This is a genomic window from Candidatus Paceibacterota bacterium, from assembly GCA_035452965.1.
Classification (GTDB): Bacteria; Verrucomicrobiota; Verrucomicrobiia; order Limisphaerales; family UBA8199; genus UBA8199.
On the sequence record DAOTCE010000004.1, the window covers coordinates 91,406 to 109,894 of the forward strand.

Annotated in this window: 15 protein-coding genes and 1 tRNA gene; 9 read left to right on the forward strand and 7 right to left on the reverse strand. The window is 62.0% G+C overall.

Features of this window, described 5'->3' with window-relative positions; genetic code table 11:
* Positions 1 to 592: 592 nt before the first annotated feature.
* The 4 genes from P5205_05435 to P5205_05450 all read right to left on the reverse strand — a co-directional run bounded on the left by P5205_05435 (position 593) and on the right by P5205_05450 (position 4,356).
* A complete protein-coding gene (locus P5205_05435) occupies positions 593 to 1,426 on the reverse strand; it encodes a phosphoribosylaminoimidazolesuccinocarboxamide synthase (protein ID HSA09798.1) in 834 nt (277 codons plus the stop codon).
* 480 nt (positions 1,427 to 1,906) lie between these two features.
* A tRNA-Thr gene (locus P5205_05440) sits at positions 1,907 to 1,981 on the reverse strand.
* A 235-nt stretch (positions 1,982 to 2,216) separates the two neighbouring features.
* Positions 2,217 to 2,744, reverse strand: coding sequence for a DUF4190 domain-containing protein (locus P5205_05445; protein HSA09799.1), 528 nt, complete (start codon positions 2,742 to 2,744; stop codon positions 2,217 to 2,219).
* Positions 2,745 to 2,808: 64 nt separating this feature from the next.
* The gene (locus P5205_05450; protein HSA09800.1) at positions 2,809 to 4,356 is read right to left on the reverse strand and encodes a sulfatase; all 1,548 of its coding nucleotides are present in this window, start codon (positions 4,354 to 4,356) and stop codon (positions 2,809 to 2,811) included.
* Positions 4,357 to 4,793: 437 nt separating this feature from the next.
* On the opposite strand from P5205_05450, the gene P5205_05455 reads away from it, so the two are divergent.
* The 4 genes from P5205_05455 to P5205_05470 all read left to right on the forward strand — a co-directional run bounded on the left by P5205_05455 (position 4,794) and on the right by P5205_05470 (position 9,414).
* Positions 4,794 to 6,038, forward strand: a complete 1,245-nt coding sequence (locus tag P5205_05455) for a hemolysin family protein (GenBank protein ID HSA09801.1) — start codon at positions 4,794 to 4,796, stop codon at positions 6,036 to 6,038.
* Positions 6,035 to 7,030, forward strand: a complete 996-nt coding sequence (locus P5205_05460) for a CNNM domain-containing protein (GenBank protein ID HSA09802.1) — start codon at positions 6,035 to 6,037, stop codon at positions 7,028 to 7,030. The genes P5205_05455 and P5205_05460 overlap by 4 nt, the downstream gene beginning before the upstream one ends.
* Before the next feature lies 1 nt (position 7,031).
* Positions 7,032 to 8,357, forward strand: coding sequence for a hemolysin family protein (locus tag P5205_05465; protein HSA09803.1), 1,326 nt, complete (start codon positions 7,032 to 7,034; stop codon positions 8,355 to 8,357).
* An 85-nt stretch (positions 8,358 to 8,442) separates the two neighbouring features.
* On the forward strand, positions 8,443 to 9,414 hold the full coding sequence (locus P5205_05470; protein ID HSA09804.1) for a LysM peptidoglycan-binding domain-containing protein: 972 nt from the start codon (positions 8,443 to 8,445) through the stop codon (positions 9,412 to 9,414).
* Positions 9,415 to 9,471: 57 nt separating this feature from the next.
* Here the strand turns inward: P5205_05470 and P5205_05475 are convergent, their stop codons facing one another.
* The 3 genes from P5205_05475 to P5205_05485 all read right to left on the reverse strand — a co-directional run bounded on the left by P5205_05475 (position 9,472) and on the right by P5205_05485 (position 12,976).
* Entirely contained in the window at positions 9,472 to 10,314 is an 843-nt protein-coding gene (locus P5205_05475; GenBank protein ID HSA09805.1) for a carotenoid biosynthesis protein, read from the reverse strand.
* Between the two features lie 204 nt (positions 10,315 to 10,518).
* Complete coding sequence (locus tag P5205_05480; GenBank protein HSA09806.1) at positions 10,519 to 11,949, reverse strand: sigma-54 dependent transcriptional regulator; 1,431 nt, start codon at positions 11,947 to 11,949, stop codon at positions 10,519 to 10,521.
* Complete coding sequence (locus P5205_05485) at positions 11,918 to 12,976, reverse strand: ATP-binding protein (GenBank protein ID HSA09807.1); 1,059 nt, start codon at positions 12,974 to 12,976, stop codon at positions 11,918 to 11,920. Before P5205_05485 ends, P5205_05480 begins: the two co-directional genes overlap by 32 nt.
* Before the next feature lie 222 nt (positions 12,977 to 13,198).
* On the opposite strand from P5205_05485, the gene raiA reads away from it, so the two are divergent.
* The 5 genes from raiA to P5205_05510 all read left to right on the forward strand — a co-directional run bounded on the left by raiA (position 13,199) and on the right by P5205_05510 (position 18,446).
* The gene (gene raiA / locus P5205_05490; protein HSA09808.1) at positions 13,199 to 13,642 is read left to right on the forward strand and encodes a ribosome-associated translation inhibitor RaiA; all 444 of its coding nucleotides are present in this window, start codon (positions 13,199 to 13,201) and stop codon (positions 13,640 to 13,642) included.
* A gap of 105 nt (positions 13,643 to 13,747) precedes the next feature.
* A complete protein-coding gene (locus P5205_05495) occupies positions 13,748 to 15,154 on the forward strand; it encodes a saccharopine dehydrogenase NADP-binding domain-containing protein (protein HSA09809.1) in 1,407 nt (468 codons plus the stop codon).
* A 59-nt stretch (positions 15,155 to 15,213) separates the two neighbouring features.
* Positions 15,214 to 15,834 (forward strand): response regulator, encoded by a 621-nt coding sequence (locus P5205_05500; GenBank protein ID HSA09810.1) that lies wholly within the window; start codon positions 15,214 to 15,216, stop codon positions 15,832 to 15,834.
* A 37-nt stretch (positions 15,835 to 15,871) separates the two neighbouring features.
* Positions 15,872 to 16,165: a hypothetical protein gene (locus tag P5205_05505; GenBank protein HSA09811.1), complete on the forward strand. Its 294-nt coding sequence runs from the start codon at positions 15,872 to 15,874 to the stop codon at positions 16,163 to 16,165.
* Positions 16,152 to 18,446, forward strand: coding sequence for a cation:proton antiporter (locus P5205_05510; GenBank protein ID HSA09812.1), 2,295 nt, complete (start codon positions 16,152 to 16,154; stop codon positions 18,444 to 18,446). The genes P5205_05505 and P5205_05510 overlap by 14 nt, the downstream gene beginning before the upstream one ends.
* Positions 18,447 to 18,489: the final 43 nt, after the last annotated feature.

Genomic DNA, 18,489 nt, shown 5'->3' on the forward strand with positions numbered 1-18,489 from the left:
AGGGCTTCTGCTCCCAATTCGCGACAATCAGCCAATGGAGAGTGCCGTGCCTTCGTTTCCCCGCCGCTGGATAATCTTCACCCTCAGCACCGTTCGCGCACACTCCCCGCTCGATCCGCCAGGTCGAAATGAATGTTACCGGCCTTCAACAGGGGCTGGAGCGTGTCTTACCAGTTCTGGGATTGGAGCCGACGTTCGAATCTCAGCATGGGGTTGCGCCGTCTCTTACGGGAAGTTCTTTGCACTCGAAATGCCCGTTAGTTCGTTGTCGCCGTCTTCCTTCAACATGCATTTCAACCAGTATTTACAGGCATTGCGAACTCCCACTCATTACGGACCCCGAAAAGCAAGCCTGATGAGAGACTAGTTATTCACATGATATTCACAGCTAGCCGCGGGTAGTGTCCGCACTGCCGAATCAGCAGGGCGTTTGAACCGGCGGAAGCCCCGCCCAATACGCTGCTGAATCACTTCTCCAATCAAGCCGCGACTGCTTGAATCCAGACATGAGGCCTGTTCCCGGCTCAAAGCCAGGGACCGGCAGGGCTCCGCGGCCAGCATCAGGACTCGCCGGATTTTCTTCCTGGGGAAGCTATAGGAAGATGTTGATGAACTCGGCCGCGGACACCTGTTTCCGGTTCTTAATCGTACGCTTGCCCTCGGAATAATTCGCAACGGCGCATTGGTCGAACACCGTGCAGTTCCCGGCCGGGTCAGGTTGAAATCCCCGGCATACCCGCAACACGTCGGGTGATATCTCGTCAATTAGCACGATTCTCCCGTCACCGAATTTCAACCGGCCCAGTTCAAACTTGCCATCTATGACATGGAGGTTCTTCGACGTGAACTCCTGAGAAACGATTTCCGCGATGTCTTTCACCAGCTCCACACTCTGCGCGATCTCGTTCCTGGTCAGCGCGCCCGTCGCTGCCAGGGCTTCCAGCGTAATCAGGAGGTCGCTGTCGCCCTTGGTCCACACCTCGACAACTTTGTGAAGATTCTTGCAAGGAGCTACAAATGGATATCTTCTCCAGAAGCTCCCGGTGGCGTTGTTTCTCCACGTGAATTCCAGATTCAACAATGGAGCCGACCCCGGGAATTGCGGCGCTTCCGCTTGCATGCTCAGGGGGATAGCTGGCTCCACGATCATCTCATTCTCGTTGACCGTCTCGATGTAATGTGTCGCGACACCTTTCTGCTTCAGCAATTTGAAGAAATGCGTGGCGAACCTGCACGCGATGGCACCCTTGCCGGGAATCTCGCCAACGACCGTATCGTACCCCGGGTCGAAGACAGTCCTGCCGTTCTCTATATAGCCCGTCGCTTTATCAGTGAATACGAATCTGTACTTCCCCACGTGGGGGCCTTCAGTGATGTTAAAGACGTCTTTTGACTTGCCGCGGTACACCAGGTTCTGCTCTGTCATTTGTGGTTTCTCCTCGAGGAATACGTTCTATTCAGGAACGCGATTGCTTGTGCTCACGGCATGGCCCACCCGTGATTGAAAAGGCCCTTCGTGCAGTGAGTATTTCGCGATCAACAATGCCGAAAGCGATACACTAACTACCGATTGCGATCCAGAACGAATTGATCCGGCTGAACGCCAGGCAGACGGCGGGCCCTATTTGGTCCTTTCAACTCCGGCGCCTGCAAGAACGAGAAATTGCTCCGCCCATTCATGACATCCGCCGTCAACTCCCGTCCCGGCACCCCCCGCGTAGCCTCAATCCGGGACAGGCCGATCAAAGGTCATGACTGCTGACGCGTCCGGCAGCAGCAGGCTGGCTACCGGCGGCGCAGTAGCGAACTGCGGCACACTTGCACCGTCGGCAAAGCACACGTCGGAAACCGGCGCAGCCCTTCCGGGTAAGGTTCTGTGCGCCCAGCCAATCCTCTAATAAGTTAGTGGAGCCAGTTCTCGGATTCGAACCGAGGACCGACGGTTTACAAAACCGTTGCTCTACCACTGAGCTAAACTGGCTTAGGCCACTACTCCGATCCGGCTGACAACCGGATTCGCATTGCCGAATACTGGCTGTGCGGCAGCAGTTCCAAGGGCCGCAACGCCTCGTTCCAGCAGGGCAAGCGCTTGCGGCCCAAAGTCTATAGCCGCATGCCCCGTTGCGGTCAAGTCAGCTGTTGTGGGCGCTCACCCGCGCAGCGCGCAGTACAGGCGGGCGCGCAAAAAGCAAATCTACCTGTGGCAGGCGCCGGGTTCAGTTGGAGGGCAATTGGTGGCTGGGAATCGAGCAGGACGGCTTCTCGCCGACCGCGTTGATGGTGTAAACCCCGCCGGCAGGACACTGCGGTTTCGTTTTGAGCAGCGAATCCAACTCCTCGATCGTCGGCACGGCGGTATCCGGTTTCTTATTTTCCAGCGCCCACTGCATTTTGGCATTGTCAATCTGCTGCAGATTACTGATACAGGCATTCCTCTGCGCCATAGTGCGCGCTTTGACGAAGTTGGGAATCGCGATAGCGGCCAACAGTGGAATGACGAAGATGGAAAGGGCGATGCTGGCGTAGCCGGTGATCAGTCCGCCCAGCGCCAACCCTTCGCCGGAAAGGGCGCCGGCGGAGCGCCGGATTCGGGAATACGCCGCATGGCCGCAAATGACCGCCGGGATGGCCGTCAACAGCCAGAAGCAGGTCAGACTTAGAATGCCCAGCACGAGGCTCCAGATCGCCAGGCCACAATTCCTTACCCGGGTGGGCATCGTTAGCGGAGGGGGAGTTTGGTTCATATTATTTTGTCTTTCGTGCTGTTACTTAATGGGGGTTGAGGGACAGGAGCCTGCAGCGGACCAACTAACGTTTGGGTTGGAATGCCCGCTGCGCCCCGGAGACATCGTGCGGCGGTTGTTCGTTGGCGAACTGGTCTTCGTCTTTGACCTCCTTTTTAAGGCGGTACAGTTCAGCTTTGAGCCTGGCGACCTGCTCCTGCTGCGCCGGTTCGCTGTAAACGTTGCGCAATTCGTCCGGGTCTTTCACGAGGTCGTACATCTCCCACTGGTCGGACTTCCAGAAGTGCATGAGCTTGTGCGTTTCGGTGCGGACGCCGTAGTGGGCGCGGGTGTTGTGGTCGCCCGGGTCGTGGTAGTAGCGGTAGTACCAGCTGGTGCGCCAGTTGGCGGGGCGCTGGCCTTTGAGGAGGGGCACGAGGCTGCGGCCCTGCATGTCGGGAGGCACGCGCAGGCCAGCGAGGTCCATGAAGGTGGGCGCGAAGTCGGGGTTGATGGCCATGGCGGTCTGAACGGAACCGGCCTTGATTGCGCCCGGCCAGCGGACCAGGAACGGCATCCGGATGGATTCCTCGTACATGAAACGCTTGTCGTAAAGGCCGTGGTCGCCGAGGAAGAAGCCCTGGTCGCTGGTGTAAATGACAAGGGTGTTCCTGGCCAGGCCATTCCTGTCCAGCCAATCAAGCAGGCGGCCGACGTTATCATCCACCGACTGAATGCAGGCGAGGTAATCCTGCATGTAGCGCTGGTATTTCCACTTGTTCAGGGCCTTCCCGGTCAGTTTCTGCTTCTTGCCTTTGATCTCAGTCTCGACCTCGGTCGGCTTGACGTTGAGCCATTCGTTGCGGGCGGCACCCTTCAGGTCGGCGGGCGGCTCCAGCTTGAGGTCGCGGCGGGTCATGTCCTCGAAGACCTTCTGCCGGCACTCGCGGATGGCGTCGGCGCGGCCGGCGTAGTCGTCGCGCAGGGTGGGCGGCTCGGGGATGTGCTTGTTGGCAAACATGGCACGGTGTTTTTCGTCCGGCTCCCACGACCGGTGCGGAGCTTTGTGATGGCACATGAGGAAGAACGGCTTGTTCTTCGGCCGGTTCTTGAGGAAGTCCACGGCGAGGTCGGTGATGACATCAGTGGCGTAACCCTTGATCACGCGGCGGCCCTCGGGTTCAATGAAGGCCGGATCGTGATAGACCCCCTGCCCGGGCAGAACGGTCCACTTGTCGAACCCAGTGGGCTCGCTGCCCAGATGCCATTTCCCAATCATCCCGGTGTAATAGCCCGCCGCCTGCAGGTATTTGGCGACCGTGGGCTGGGAACCACCAAAGCGGTTAAAGGTCGGCACGCCGTTGAGGTGGCTGTATTTGCCGGTGAGAATGGTCGCCCGGCTGGGGGCGCAAATCGAGTTCACCGCGAAGCAATTTTCAAAGCGCATGCCGGCCTTGGCCAGGCGATCCATGTTAGGCGTCCGATTCACCCGGCTGCCATAGGCGCTGATGGCGTGTGCCGCGTGATCATCGCTCATGATGAAGAGGATGTTGGGCCGGCTGTCGGCATTCTGGCCGAAGGCAAGTGTGAGCGGCAGCAGGCAGGCCGAGATCAGGACCAAGGCGTAATTCATGAGACGGATTCTGCGCGACCTTCGTTGGGAAGCAACCCCGAACTGAGGCACCCGCCGCGCCCAAGCCAGGTACGGCGTTGAGACGGCGTGAATCCGGCGGGGCTACGGTGTGGTTCCCATGGGGGTCGGGCCCCATGGGATACACACTGGGTAATAACGGGTGTCGCAGCGTTGTCACACCGGCATTTCCGGCTTTGGGGGCTGTGGCAACGGACTTGCCCGAGAACCACCACTGTCCAGAAAATGGACACAGCGCCGCTTTTCACAGGAACGGATATTCGGTCCAGGGATAGGGGATTGTATGGACTGCAGTATCAAATCAGCGGAGAGGCCAGCCGGCGGATAGCCGGCGGCAAGGCGGCAAGACGCGATGCACCAGCCCTGGCAGCCCTGCTGGCAGGCTTGCCTTGCCGCGATCTTGCCGTCATGCTGCAGGCATGGCGTCCGGGCCGTTGGCAGCCGTGGCAGTGGTGGTGGTCTTTGCGGGAGCGAGCTTCTTCTTCGCGCTCGCAGAGACGGCGCTGTTTTCGCTGAGCAAGTGGCAAGTGCGGCAGTTGGCGGAGCGGGAACCGCGAGCGGGCGGCACGGTGGAGCGGTTGCTGGCGGAACCGCAGGACCTGCTGGCGACGATGGTGCTGGGAACCACGTTTGCCAGCGCGGCGATGCTGGCGGTGGCGCTGTGGATGGCCATCCACGGGCACTGGCCGCTGGCGTGGACAGTGGTGGTATTGCTGGCGCTGATCCTGATCGGATGCGAGGTGTGGCCCAAGACGCTGGCGGTGCGCCGGCCCGAGCGATGGGCATCGCGCGTGGCGCGGCCGATGGCCCTGGTGCTGCGCTTCAGCCTCCCGCTGTGCCGGGTAGCCCAGCGGGTCAATGCGGCGATCCTCCGGGCGGTCGCGCGCCGGACGGTCCAGCCGGGGGTGGCGGTGACTGACGCCGACTATCAGGAGTTGCTTGAGATGGCGTTTCAGCAGGGGGCGCTGGCGCAGTCGGAAAAGGAGATCATCTTGCAAATCATCAGCCTGGATCGCCGCACGGCGCGGGAGGTGATGAAGCCACGGTCACGAATGGCCGCGATCTCGGATGACCTGTCCATCGAGGATATGGTATCCGCGGCGCGCAAGCACAGGCACCTCCGGCTGCCGATGTATGACGAGACGACCGATACCATTGTCGGGATTCTCAACACACGGGCGTTGTTGCTGAACCCGCAGATTGACCTGGCCGACGCCATTGAGCTGCCTTCCTTCGTGCCGGAGACGATGAACCTGCTGCAACTGTTCAAGGCCTTGCAGCGGCAGCAGCGCGGGTTGGCAATCGTGCTGGACGAGTTTGGAGGCACGGCGGGCATCGTGACGATGGAGGACATCCTGGAAGAAGTGATCGGGGAGATTCACGGCGAGGCGGAGGCCGAGGGATTTGTGATGGAGACGCTGGCCCCGGGGCGCTGGCGGGTGGCCGGAACGCTGCGGTTGGACGATTTCCGCCGGGAATATCCGGCGCTGGGCGATGTCCCGGAGGTCGAAACCATGGGCGGCCTGCTGGCCAGCCTGCTGGATGTGGTGCCGGCCAAGGGCGAAGCGGCGATGTTCCGCGGGCTCAAACTCACGGCGCAGACGGTGGATGAGCGGCGGGTGAGGGAGTTGCAGGTGGAAGTGGTGAAGAAGTCGCAAACGTGAACGCGGCCACAAACTCGATGATCTGGGTGTTGTTCGTGGCGTGCCTGGCAGTGTCGTTTGTGCTGTCGGGCATGGAAGCAGGGGTGTTTGCCCTGAGCCGGTTGCGGATACGGCAGCAAGTGCGCGCGGGCAAGGCGTCGGCCAGGGTGCTGCACGACTACCTGGAGCACCCGGAGAACTTCCTGTGGACCATCCTCGTGGGCAACACGGTGGCGAACTTCCTGATCCTGGGCTGGCTGGTGGTGCAATTGCATGGGGCGCTGGGCGATTATCGGGCGTGGTTCGTGGGGGTGTTCGGGGTGGCGGTGTTCCTGTTCTACGCATTCTTTGATCTGCTGCCCAAGATGCTGTTCCGCATGTATCCGACCCGATTGTGCCTGGTCCTGGCGCGCCCGTTCCGGTTCATCCACCTGACGCTGCGTCCGCTCGTGGCGCTGGTGGAGGCGTTTTCGGGCGCACTGCTGCGCTGGCGGGGCGGCAAGGCCTTTACCGGGCGGGTGTTCGGCAACCGGGAAGAGCTGCGCCTCGTGATGCAGGAGTCGTCCCAGACGCTCACCACCGAAGAGCGGACGATGATCAGCCACGTGCTGGACTTGCAGACGCTTACGGTGCGCCAGGCGATGCGCCCCCTAGAGCAGACGGTGGCTATGACGGCGCAGACACCGGTCAGCGCGGCCCTGGCCCTGTGCCGGGAGCGGCAGTTTACCCGCCTGCCCGTGTGGGATCAGCGCGACGGAAGGCAGCGGATCGTCGGGATGCTGGCGATGGACGCTTTGCTGTATCAGCCGGATATGGACGTAAACAAGCCGGCGAGCGAATACATGAAGCCGGCGCTGTTCCTGGATGAGGACCTGCGGCTGGAGGTGGCGCTGCGGCGGCTGCAGCGAAGCGGACAGCGGCTGGCAATCGTGCTGAGCCGCGAACAGCGCGAAATCGGGATTCTGAGCTTGCAGGACGTGCTGCAGGTGGTCTTCGGAAAGGTGAGCCTGTGAGATGAATTGGGACTCGCTGTTCTCCATGATCCTGCATGTCCTGGGCGTGGCGGTCCTGGTGCTGCTCAACGGGTTCTTTGTCGCAGCGGAGTTCTCGTTGGTGAAGGTGCGAGACACCCAGCTAAGCCCCCTGGTGCGGCGAGGCCACCGGCGGGCGCAGGTAGCCGAGTACATCCTGCAACGGCTCGATGCGTTTCTGAGCGCGGCGCAACTGGGCATCACCCTCACCAGCCTGGGCTTGGGCTGGATCGGAAAGCCGGTGTTCGCCGTCCTGCTGCAGCCGGTGTTCGGCTTCTTGAACCTGGATTCGCCGCAGATGCAGGAGTGGATTGCGTTTCTCATTGGCTTTTCGGCCATCACGTTCCTTCATATCAGCGCGGGCGAGCAGGCGCCTAAATGGCTGGCCATCCAGAAGCCGCTGACAACGACCCTGTGGATTGCCTATCCGTTGCTGTGGTTCTACCGCGCGTCCTATCCGTTTGTCGTGGGGCTTAACTGGTCGTCGCAATGGATGCTGCGCCAGGCGGGCATCCAATTGGCCGGCGAGGGGGGCCGCACGCATTCCGAGGAGGAGCTGCGCCTGCTGTTGGGCGCTGCGCAGAAGCAGGCGGGCAGCGCCGCCCTGGGACGGGATATTGTCTTGAATGCGCTGGACCTGCGGCATCGCGTTGCCCGGGAAGTGATGCGCCCAAGGCAGGAGATTGTGGCGCTGAATACGGAGGCCAGCATCGCCGAGTGTTTGGACGTCGCAGAGAAGACCCGGTACTCGCGCTTTCCGCTGTGCGAAGGCGGGAATCTGGACAAGACGCTGGGGGTCGTGCACATCAAAGACCTGTACGCAATGCGCATCAAGGCGCGGGAAGGGGCAGACCTGCGGCTCGCGGCTCGTGGCCTGATCTATATTCCAGAGACCGCCCGCCTGGAAAAGGTGTTGCAGATGTTTCTGGAACGTAAGCTGCACCTGGCGATCGTCGTGGATGAGTACGGCGGCACGCTGGGCATGGTAACACTGGAGAACATCCTGGAGGAGCTGGTGGGGCAGATCCAGGACGAGTTCGACCAGGAGAAGCCATTGCTGGCGCGAACCCGCGAGGACACTTGGGAGGCAGCGGGCACGCTGCCGCTGCATGAGTTGGAGGAGTTGGCGGGAGAGCCGCTGCACGAGGAGGGGATCAGCACCGTCAGCGGCTGGATCACCCATCGGCTGGGTGGCTTCCCGAAGACGGGAGATGTGCTGCGCGTCGGGAGTTGCGAACTGCGGGTGGAGGAAATGGCCGGCATGCTGGTAGCGCGGGTGAAGATCACAAAGGCGGCGGGAAAACTATAGGGTTGAGCCGAGGTTCACCAGACACGGCCAGCGCCACGAAAAAGGGCTGGCCGGAGGGAGAAGTTCTGATTTAGCCTATGCGAGCGTGGACTACCGTTTGCCGCCGAGACGATTGATCGAGTGGACAGCGCCTTATGCGGCGCTGTGTGGATTATTGTGGGCCCTGTCGGTGTGCGCCGGAGTAGCTGCGGCGGAGCAGTCCTACACGGTCAAGCGGGGGGACACGCTTTACGGCATTGCGCAGCGTCACGGCGTTTCCTCCGCGGCGTTGGCGGAACGCAACGGGCTGAACCGAAATCAGCACGTTTACGCCGGCCAGCGGCTAAGGATCCCGGCCCAAGCCGCCGCCCGGCCGCACTCCTATACGGTCCGCCGCGGAGATACCCTCTTCGGCATCGCCCAGCGTCACGGCATCACCTGCGAGGCGCTGGCAGAGTGCAACGGGCTGAACCGCGACAGCCAGGTTTACGTTGGGCAACGGCTGACGATTCCAGGTGTGGCCACTGCCGGGCCAAAGGTGACACCCAGGAGCGCCGCGACCCAGAAGATTGCCCGCGTTGAACTGCCACGTTCATTACGGCGCGCGATTGACCGGGCGGCGGTGCGCGAGGGGCGCTGGGAGCATATCGTGATACACCACAGCGGCACGGATACCGGGAGCATGAGGACCTTCGACAAATATCACCGCCAGGTGCGGCACATGGAAAACGGGCTGGCGTATCACTTCGTGGTCGGCAACGGCAACGGCATGCGAGACGGCGAGATCGGGGTGAGCCCGCGCTGGACGCGGCAACTCGATGGCGGCCACCTGGCCAGCGCAGCGCAGAACAAGATCGCGCTGGGCATCTGCCTGGTGGGGAACTTTGACAAACGCCGGCCCACGGCCAGGCAAATGCAAAGCCTGCGGACGCTGGTGGAGGCGTTAATGGCCCGATGCAAGCTCGCGGCGAGCGCCGTCAAGACGCATCAGCAGTTCAATGTGGTGCACACGCGGTGCCCCGGGGCGCTGTTTCCCGTGCGGACCTTCCTGGATTCGCTGCACCCCCCAAGCCGCTGACGTCGCCTCTGCAGGCGTGTAGCCGCCGACGTGAGCCGGCGGTCATCAAGATGGGGTTCACCACCGGGCGCCGCGGAGGGCGAAGACGGCGGCGGCGATGCTGACCAGGGCGATGAGGCCAACGGCCGGCCAGAGTTGCCCAACCGCGGCGCCGGTCGCGAAGAGCAGCAGCAACAGAAGCCAAACGACCAGCGGCGAATAATCCGGCGGCGGCGGCGCCATGGGCCTCTTGTTGATCAGGAAGGGGGTGACGAAGACAAGAATGAGCAGGGTAGTAACCGCCCAGCCAAAGAAGTTGATCCAGGGGGCGGTGTACCACTCGAACCTGAGTTTAGTGGGGTTCCAAAACCAGTAGTGCTTGATCCGGGTGGCAAAAGGTTCAAGGCCGACATCAAACAGCACCACGAGCAAGGTGGTTAATCCCATCAGCCGGAAGCCATAGGTTTGGGACTTGCGCCAGGGCCGCAGCATCAGCCGGGCAACGCCGCGGGAAGCGAGAATGACGGTGATCCAGACCAGGGGCACGGCCCAGGGCAGCGGATGAAAAAGCTCCTGGCCAATGTGCTCGGTATAGACATAGGGACCGAAGGGGATGGCGGTCCATGCGCCAAGTGACTGGACTGCACCGGCGATCAGCGCGATGATCACCGATATCATTATCACGTTCTGGCCAGGCAACTGCCGGGCGAGCGAGGCAAGGAGGGTTGCGGCTGAAAGAACCACCAGCAGCCCGTCGGGCCACCGGGCAGGACCGAAGATCGGTTTGGGCAGCACTAAGCGACTCCACACCAGGGCAAACTGCAGGAGGAAGAGGCTGAACAGGGCCCAATGCACTTTGGGCGCCAACCCCGCGAAACGATTGCTCCGCAGGACCATTGCCTTCAGCACCAAGCGATTCATCCTCCCCCAAACTACGGCTTCCGCCTTGCGAAATCACGTGGATTCTCCAGCGCGGGGAGGTGCAGGAGTGCAACACGACTGCGGGCGTCCATATAAGGCTAGCCGAAAAGCGTTCGGCGTGGGCGTGCTGATTGGCGTGCTCGCGGCGCGATGCAGGTGTGGCGAGAGGTAAGCGGGTTTCTGGGCCTCTGACTTTGACGGGTCTCAGGGGCCCTCGCGCTCCTGCTTCGGATGCAGCCCGAATTCTTTTAGTTTCTCGCGCATCTTCAGCCGGGTGACACCGAGCCATTGCGCGGCCTTTGTCAGGTTGCCCTCTGCGCGCCGGATGGCCTGAGAGTAGAGTTCAGGCTCGAGATCCGCCAGCATCCTGGCGAATGCGTTTTGGGCATCGCCGCGTTCAATCGCATCCATCAGTTCTGTGATATAGGCCGCATGGGTCTGTTGCGAAACCGCGGTTGGTTGGCGGGTCTTGGTCACCACTTCCCGGACGTGGTCCACCCCAATGGTGTAGTCGCGGGCGAGCAACAAGGCCTTGCGGGTGGTGTTCTCCAATTCCCGAACGTTGCCCGGCCAGGGCTGGCTTTGAAGATAGGCGATCGCCTCCGGAGAGATGGAGGGCGACGTCACCCCCGCCTCGGGAGCGTAACGACGCAGAAAGTACCTCACCATATCGGGGATGTCCTCAGTGCGCTCGCCCAACGTCGGCAATGCGATTGTCACCACACTGAGCCGGTAGAACAGGTCCTCCCGGAACAGACGCTCGCGTATGGCCGCCTCCAGGTCGCGATGGGTCGCGGCGATGATTCGCACATCCACCGGCACCGGGTCTTTGCCGCCCACTCGTTGGATGGCCATTTCCTGCAGGACGCGCAGCAGCTTGGCCTGCAGATTCGTGTTCATGTCCCCGATCTCGTCCAGGAAGATCGTCCCTCCATGGGCCTGCTCGAAGCGCCCTATCCGCCGCGCATCGGCGCCGGTGAATGAGCCGCGCTCGTGGCCAAAAAGCTCGCTTTCGAGGAGCGTCTCGGGGATGGCGGCGCAGTTGATGGCTATAAACGGGGCGGTTGCGCGGTCGCTGTGCTGATAGATGGCGCGCGCGATCAGCTCCTTGCCGGTGCCGGTATCGCCGCGGATGAGCACGGTGACGGGGGTGGCGGCGATGCGGCCTATTTCCTTGTAGATGGCCTGCATGACGCGGCTATTGCCGACAATGGCGGTGCGCGCGGACACGGCATCCCCCATGTCAACGGGTTCGGACATCAGACGGCTGCTCTCCAAAGCCTTGGCGGTCAGGTCGAGCAGTTCCTCGACCTCAAAGGGTTTGGGGACGTAATCGAACGCACCCCACTTGGTGGCTTCAATGGCGGTTTCGGTGGTGCCATGTGCGGTGATGAGGATGATGGGGAGCTTTGGTTTGGCTTGATGCAGTTGGCGCACCAGTTCCAATCCATCCGTTCCCGGGAGCTTCAGGTCCGTGATAACGACGTCATGCGATTCGGCCAGGGCCTGTTTTAGCCCGGTGTCGCCCCGCGGCTGCACCACGACGTCGTAGCCGTTGGCGCGCATTGCTTTCTGCAGGCCGGTGGCGATGCTCCGGTCATCCTCAATCAGCAGCACTCTGGGATTCGATTTCATGTTTCGGGGCGGAGGGCAGCACAATGCTGAACGTGGTCCCGCGATCAGGCTGGGTTTGATATTGAATGACGCCGCCGTGCTTTTCCACGATGCGGGCGGAGATGGGGAGGCCGAGACCCGTGCCTTCCTCTTTCGTGGTGAAAAAAGGATCAAACAGCCGCCGCTGAACTTCCGGAGGCATTCCTTTCCCGGTGTCCACGATGTCAATGACGACGGCATTAACTGGCCGCGCGTTCAGCACCTGCCAATCCAGCCGCGACCGCAAGACAACCGTGCCGCCGGGTTTCATGCTGTCGGCACCGTTCTGAACGAAGTTGATCAACACCTGTTTCATCTTGTCCAGGTCCACACGGACCAGCTCGTCGGTGCGGAGATCCAGCTTGAGCTTGATGGCCCGCCGGGCCAGCTCGGATTCGAGCAGTTCGCAGGTGGCCCGGAGCAGCTTTCCCACAGGCATGGTTTGCAGTTCCGGCTCGGCGGGACGGGCGAATTGCAGGAATTCGCGCACGATGCACTCAAGCCGGTTGATCTCGTTGTGGATAACCTCCAGATCCTCATGTTCGGAAGTGCCGGCCCGATGGCTGTTCTTGAGGGTGAACAGCCGAACCTTGATGGCGGTGAGAGGATTCCGGATTTCGTGGGCAATGCCGGTGGCCAGGACACCCAGCGATGCGAGCTTCTCCTGGCGCTCGATGATGGCGCGGCTCTCGGTCAGAGTGCTCCGCAGCGGCGCAATCATCCGACGATAGATCAGCACAACTACCACCGCTCCGCTGAACAGCAAACCCAGGAGTGACAGAAAAAGGAACCTCTGCACCCGGATCAAGGTTGCGTTCGTCCCGGTCACGAAACGTTCCGCTGCGAGCCGGTCGGCTGCGGCCAGTTTCTCAATTTGCTCTACGTTCATCTCCGCCCGCAGCGTGCTGATTTCTCGCCAGGCCGTTCGCTCAGCCCAGACTAAAGCCCCCATAACGATCACGGCGGCGATCAGCAGTTCAGTCAGGCGAAATGGTGCTTTTGCACTCATGGGCTCAACCCCTGCGAGTCTAATCGGGAAGTGTGGCCGGAGCGAAACAAATCAGACCGGTCCTGGAACGAAATCGCCCGCTATTGCCGTCAACCGCGTGTCGCGCCGGCCCGAAAATGTGTGAATTGCGGGAGAAAGGCAAAGTGGCACGAACCCAGCTAAACCAAGACGACATCTCGCGCGGCACTAAAGGCGCCGCGCTTAACTCAACGACAAATGCTCATGAAAAAGAACGGCCGCACCGCAACCTCGCTGCTCGCACCACGCGCGGCGAGAAAGGTGAATGTCAGTTCCTGGCGGCAGGAGAACTTGGACATTCTCATTCGCACGGATGGAGTAGACCTCACCGACAAACTGCGCGCGGCGATCGGCCGGAAGATTGGCCGGGCGCGGCGATATGCAACCCGAGCGTTCCGGGCGCGGGTGCAATTGCACCGAGTCCGCGCCACTCCGTCGCCGGAGCAGTTCAGGGCCCGAGTGCATTATGAGATTCCGGGCAACGACCTGGTTGCCGAACACACGGCCCACGACCCGGCTGCGGCGCTGGACATTGTGGCGGAGAAGATGGAGGGTCAACTCCGCCGGCGAAAGACCGCACGACTGGTCCGCCGTGTGCGCCGTCATCGGGCGGATGCGCACCGATGGCATCCTGCGGCTCGCGGCTGATGGCTGGGAAGGCGGGAATCCTCCGCGGAATGATCCGTCGGGGATTCCGTTTCACAAGCAGAACCATCGAAAGGGGTGAGAACCCCAGGGAAACAGAGGAATGCCATGAACAAAGAAACCAATGAAACCAATACTATCGTCCGCGAATTTGAACCGGCGCCGGTTATCGGAGGTTCAAGGCGAGCGGTTCGGGTAGATGGCGCCGCCGCCGCCGACCGCAGGAGGCACAACCGGCCGGCGAGGCGCAATAGCGCATCGGATTGGTGGCCGGCGGTCACCAGGCCGGGACCCCGCCGGCCGAATCTGTTAATCGCGGGAGCCTCGGGTCACGTCGCTCAGGCGTTCTTGCAGCGCCTGGTGCAGCGGCGTACGGATTTCGGTCGTGTTGTGTTCGTTGATCCGGATGAGGGCGTGTTGCGCGACGCGCATCTCGACCACGACAAGCTGGATTACGAGTTCGTTGGTTGCCGGATCAGCCTGCCGGATGACTTGGCGCATTACCATCAGTTGCTGCGCCGACACGAGATTGACATCGTGCTCGACCTGACGGATCTGGACACCATGCCGATCTTGACCGCGACGGATGCGGCCGGCGTTTCGTACGTGAACACCGCCTTGAACGACGGGAAGCGAGGTGTGGCAGACGTGGTGGCGGCGCTTCATCCGACGCGGGAGCAGGAACGCTCGGCCCCGCACATCATCAGTTCCGGGATGAACCCTGGCGTCGTGAACATCTGGGTCTGGGACGGCTTCCAGCGCTACGGCGCCCCCAGCGAGATTGTGCATTTCGAGTACGACACCTCGGTGCCGGTGGATGGCTGGCGCCCGATGATTACCTGGTCGCGGCAGGAATTCCTGAGCGAGACGGTCTGGGAGCCGACTGGCCTGGTTGAGCAGGGCAGACTGCGGATGTTTCCGGCCAACGCGCTTCAGCGCCGCGAAGATCTGCGGCCCATCATGGAACCGGTGGCGCGGCTGTCGTCCTATCCCCGCGGACTGCTGGTCCTGCACGAGGAGAACGTGAAGTTGGGCCAGAAGCTGGGCGCATCTTCGAAATACATCTACGCACTCCATCCAAAGACGATGGAGCATTTGCATCGGCTGTGGCGGGAGCGCGGCACCGTGGCAATCAACGACCTCGAACTCGGAGACAACACCTCGGTCCCGTTGGCGGGCTCGGACACAATAGGCGTGTGCCTGGACTATCCGGACCAGCGGATTTACTACCTGCACAGCCTGGCCAACAGCGCGGTGACCGGGACCAACGCAACTTGTGCCCAGGTCGCCGCGGGTGTGGACGCCGCGTTATCCACGCTGCTGGCGGAGCGCCTCGCCCCGCGCATTTACTTCGCCAGCGACCTTTATGGCACCGCGTATCGAGACTTTGTGTTCGGCAGTTTGCACGTCGAGCATTTTGTGTTCGAGAAGTCGGCTGGCACCCTGGCGTTGAAGCGGCATTTGCCGGCGCTGCGCCGGGAGTTTACGCGCGCCCGGGAATGCGCGGCGGTCTAGCGCAATCCAAGCCAGGCATGCAAAAGCCGTATTACGCTGAGAAAGCAACACTGGCGCCTATGAAACCGACATTACTTGTCGTGGACGACGATTGGTCCGTGCGCGACTCGCTCGTTAAGCTTCTACGGTCTGAGGGTTACGAGGTGCATTCCGCGCGGAACGGCGCGGACACGATTGTCCTCTTCAAGTCCGTTGCGGTAGATCTGGTTGTTCTCGACCTGAATCTCGGGGCGGACAACGGCTGGGATGTCTTCGAAGCCATGAACGAGTTGAACCCGCGCGTTCCCACAGTGATCATCACGGCGGAATCGGGACAAGAGCGGCGGGCGACCGCCGCCGGGGTCGAGGCGCTGATCGAGAAGCCGATAGATGTTTCGGTGTTCTTGAGAATCATCCGCGAATTGCTGGTTGAAGCGGGAAATGGACGTCTGCGGCGGAGCCGCGGCCATGATGCGGGCTGCCGCTATGTAGCCAGGAGTTATGAGACGGTCTTGAAGATGCTTCAGGAGCGGTGCTTTGCCCCGATGGAACTTCCTTCAGAGGGCAGGATACCGCTCCCCCCTACACCGAACGTAGGCGAGATCTCCAACCCGGATAGAAAACTCAGCGTGCTGGGCGGTTCAATTCTGGATTCACCCCGGGCAAGCGAGGCGCGCGACACGCAGGTTCAGGGCGCGTAGAAACGCGGGCGACAAATCCTCCAGCAGCCAAGACGAAATGAACACGCTAAGCCAGTCAAGCTTGAGCCCGGCAGCGGAAATTCCCCCGGTGGCAGCGGCGCCGGCCGAATGGCTGCGAACAGGGCTGCGCTGGCTGGTGGATTTCGAGGCGACAGTTCGGGCCGGCATCCCGTTGCTCCACGCCATTTTGATGGGGGCCAGGCGATCGAATGCAGACGTGATCCTGCGGCATGCGCCCTGCCCGGTCTTGTGCGCAACCGAAAGCGCCAGCCCGCCGGGCCGGGGGAGCACGGGAAACACCCAGCCATCAGCCGAACATGTCCGGGATTGATTTCATTCAGGATTTGGGATTGGTGATGTTGATCGCCGCGGCGGCGGCGTGGGTTTGCCAGCGCGCCGGCCTGCCCGTGGTGATCGGTTACATTACGGCTGGGATTCTGATCGGCCCGCACACGCATTCGTTCGTGCTGGTCTCCGACACCGGGCGGATCCAGTCGCTGGCGCAAATCGGGTTGGTCTTTCTGATCTTCAGCATCGGCACGGGGATAAGACTGCAACGCCTCAGGAAAGTCGGCCTGCCGCTGGTTCTGGCGACAGTGCTGATCGCCATGTTGGTGCTGGTTGCCTGCCGCGTTTTGGGCGCCGCGCTCGGCTGGCCCGGCCAGCACAGCCTTGTCCTGGCGGGGATGCTCATGGTTTCGAGCACCGCGGTCATCGGCAAGAGCTTGCGCGAGGCGAACGCCACGCACCACCGTTTCGGCCAGACCGCGTTGACGGTCACGGCGCTCGATGACTTGGTGGCTGTAATCACCCTGACGGTGCTGGCTTCGCTGATTCAAGCCGGACAAGCGGACTCGATGGTCGTAGTCCACGCGGTAATTCGATTGAAGGCCGTCATTATCACGATGGTCATTGGCGCGTTGTTGCTCATCCCTCCGCTGCTGAACCGCCTGGGGCTTGGCATTTCCTCCGAGGTCCGCTCCCTGGCGATCGTCGGATTGTTGCTCGCGATGGCGTTGCTCTCCGCCAAGGCCGGATTCTCAGCCGCGCTCGGGGCGTTTCTGCTCGGCACGATTGTGTCCACCACCGGGCGGGGGGACCAGGTTGAGCGAGTGCTTGGTGGTCTCTGCGAAGTGTTTGCGCCGGTCTTCTTCGTGGCAATGGGCATGTTGTTCGATTTCAAGCTGCTGGCCGAGGTCTGGCCGCTGGTGCTGGGGGTATTCTTCCTGGCCATCGTGTGCCGCGCGTTTGCCGCCACGGGCGCGCTGCTGATGGTGGGGCACCCGATCGGAGACGCCCTCCGCGCCGCGCTGTGTCTGACGGCGATTGGCGAGTTTTCGCTCATCATTGCGCTGACGGGCGTTCAGGGGGGGCTGGTGCCTCCGTCCTTCTATGCCCTCGGCATCGGTGTTTGTCTGCTGACCGCGGTCACAACGCCGTTGTTCATTCGCCGGTCCGGCCGGCTGAGCGCCTGGGTGGAGCGCCAGCAACCGGGCTTGTTGGAGGAGTGGCTCGGCTTCTACCGCGAACGGGTGGAGAGCATGAAACAACGCCAGGGCGCCAGCCTGTTATGGAGACTCACGGCGCCTCGCATCGTCCAGGTCGCGTTATTGGTGCTGTTTATTTCCGGGTTGCTGACTTTCGCCAAGCCACTGTATGCGCTGGCCGAGAAATGGCTGGGCGCGGATTGGCCCGCGGCCAACGGCTTGCCGCTGATCTTCTGGTTCGGGTTTAGCATTTTGTTGCTTGCGCCGCTGATCGCGCTGTGGAGAAACGTGGAAGCGCTGGGCATGATCTGCGCCGAATCCGCCTTCGCCGGGCGGGCAAAACGCGCCGGGCTGCAGTCGTTCTTTGAACGGCTGCTGAAAGGCGCGGCGTTGGTAGCCATATTCGTGTGGCTGGCGGCGCTCTTGCCTTATGGCGCGCTGCCCGGATGGGGGTTTGCCGCGCTGGCGGCGGTATTCCTCATTCTGGCGGCGGTGTTCTGGCGCAGACTGATTCGGGTGCACAGCCGGTTCGAGGTCGAGTTGCGAACGCAGCTGGCCGATTCACCCTTCGCCGACGCGAAGCCACGGCTGGCGGGCTGGCCGGGCCGGAAAGGGAAATGGGATCTCAACCTGGGTGAATTCACAATCGGACAGAACAGCTGGGCGGCAGCCCGGACTATCGCCGAATTGCCGCTGCGGCAGAAGTTTTCCTGCACGATTGTCAGCATTGAGCGGCAGGGCGTGGGGATCCCGAACCCCGGCTCCACCACAGTTCTGTACCCGAACGACAAGGTGCTCTTGCTCGGCCAGGAAGAAGACTTGCGCCGCGCCGAAGGCTGGCTCAACCAGGAGGCGGAGCTCACCGTGGCGGCGAGGCAGGAATCGCAACTTGCGGACTTGAGCCTCGAACACCTCACGGTGCCGGCCAACTCGCGGCAGATCGGCCGGCCGCTTGGGGAGCTCGCGCTGAACTCCCTGTTCGGCATTCAGATCGTCGGCATCGAGCGAGGCCAGCGTTCGCTGGTCAGCCCGGGCCGCACCGAAACGTTGCAGGCCGGCGACGATTTGCTCGTCCTCGGCTCGCCCGAACAAGTCAACGAAATGGCCTTTTGGCTTTCGGCCTGACGGACTCAGGTCGCCTCTCAACACAATCAACAACACAACAACA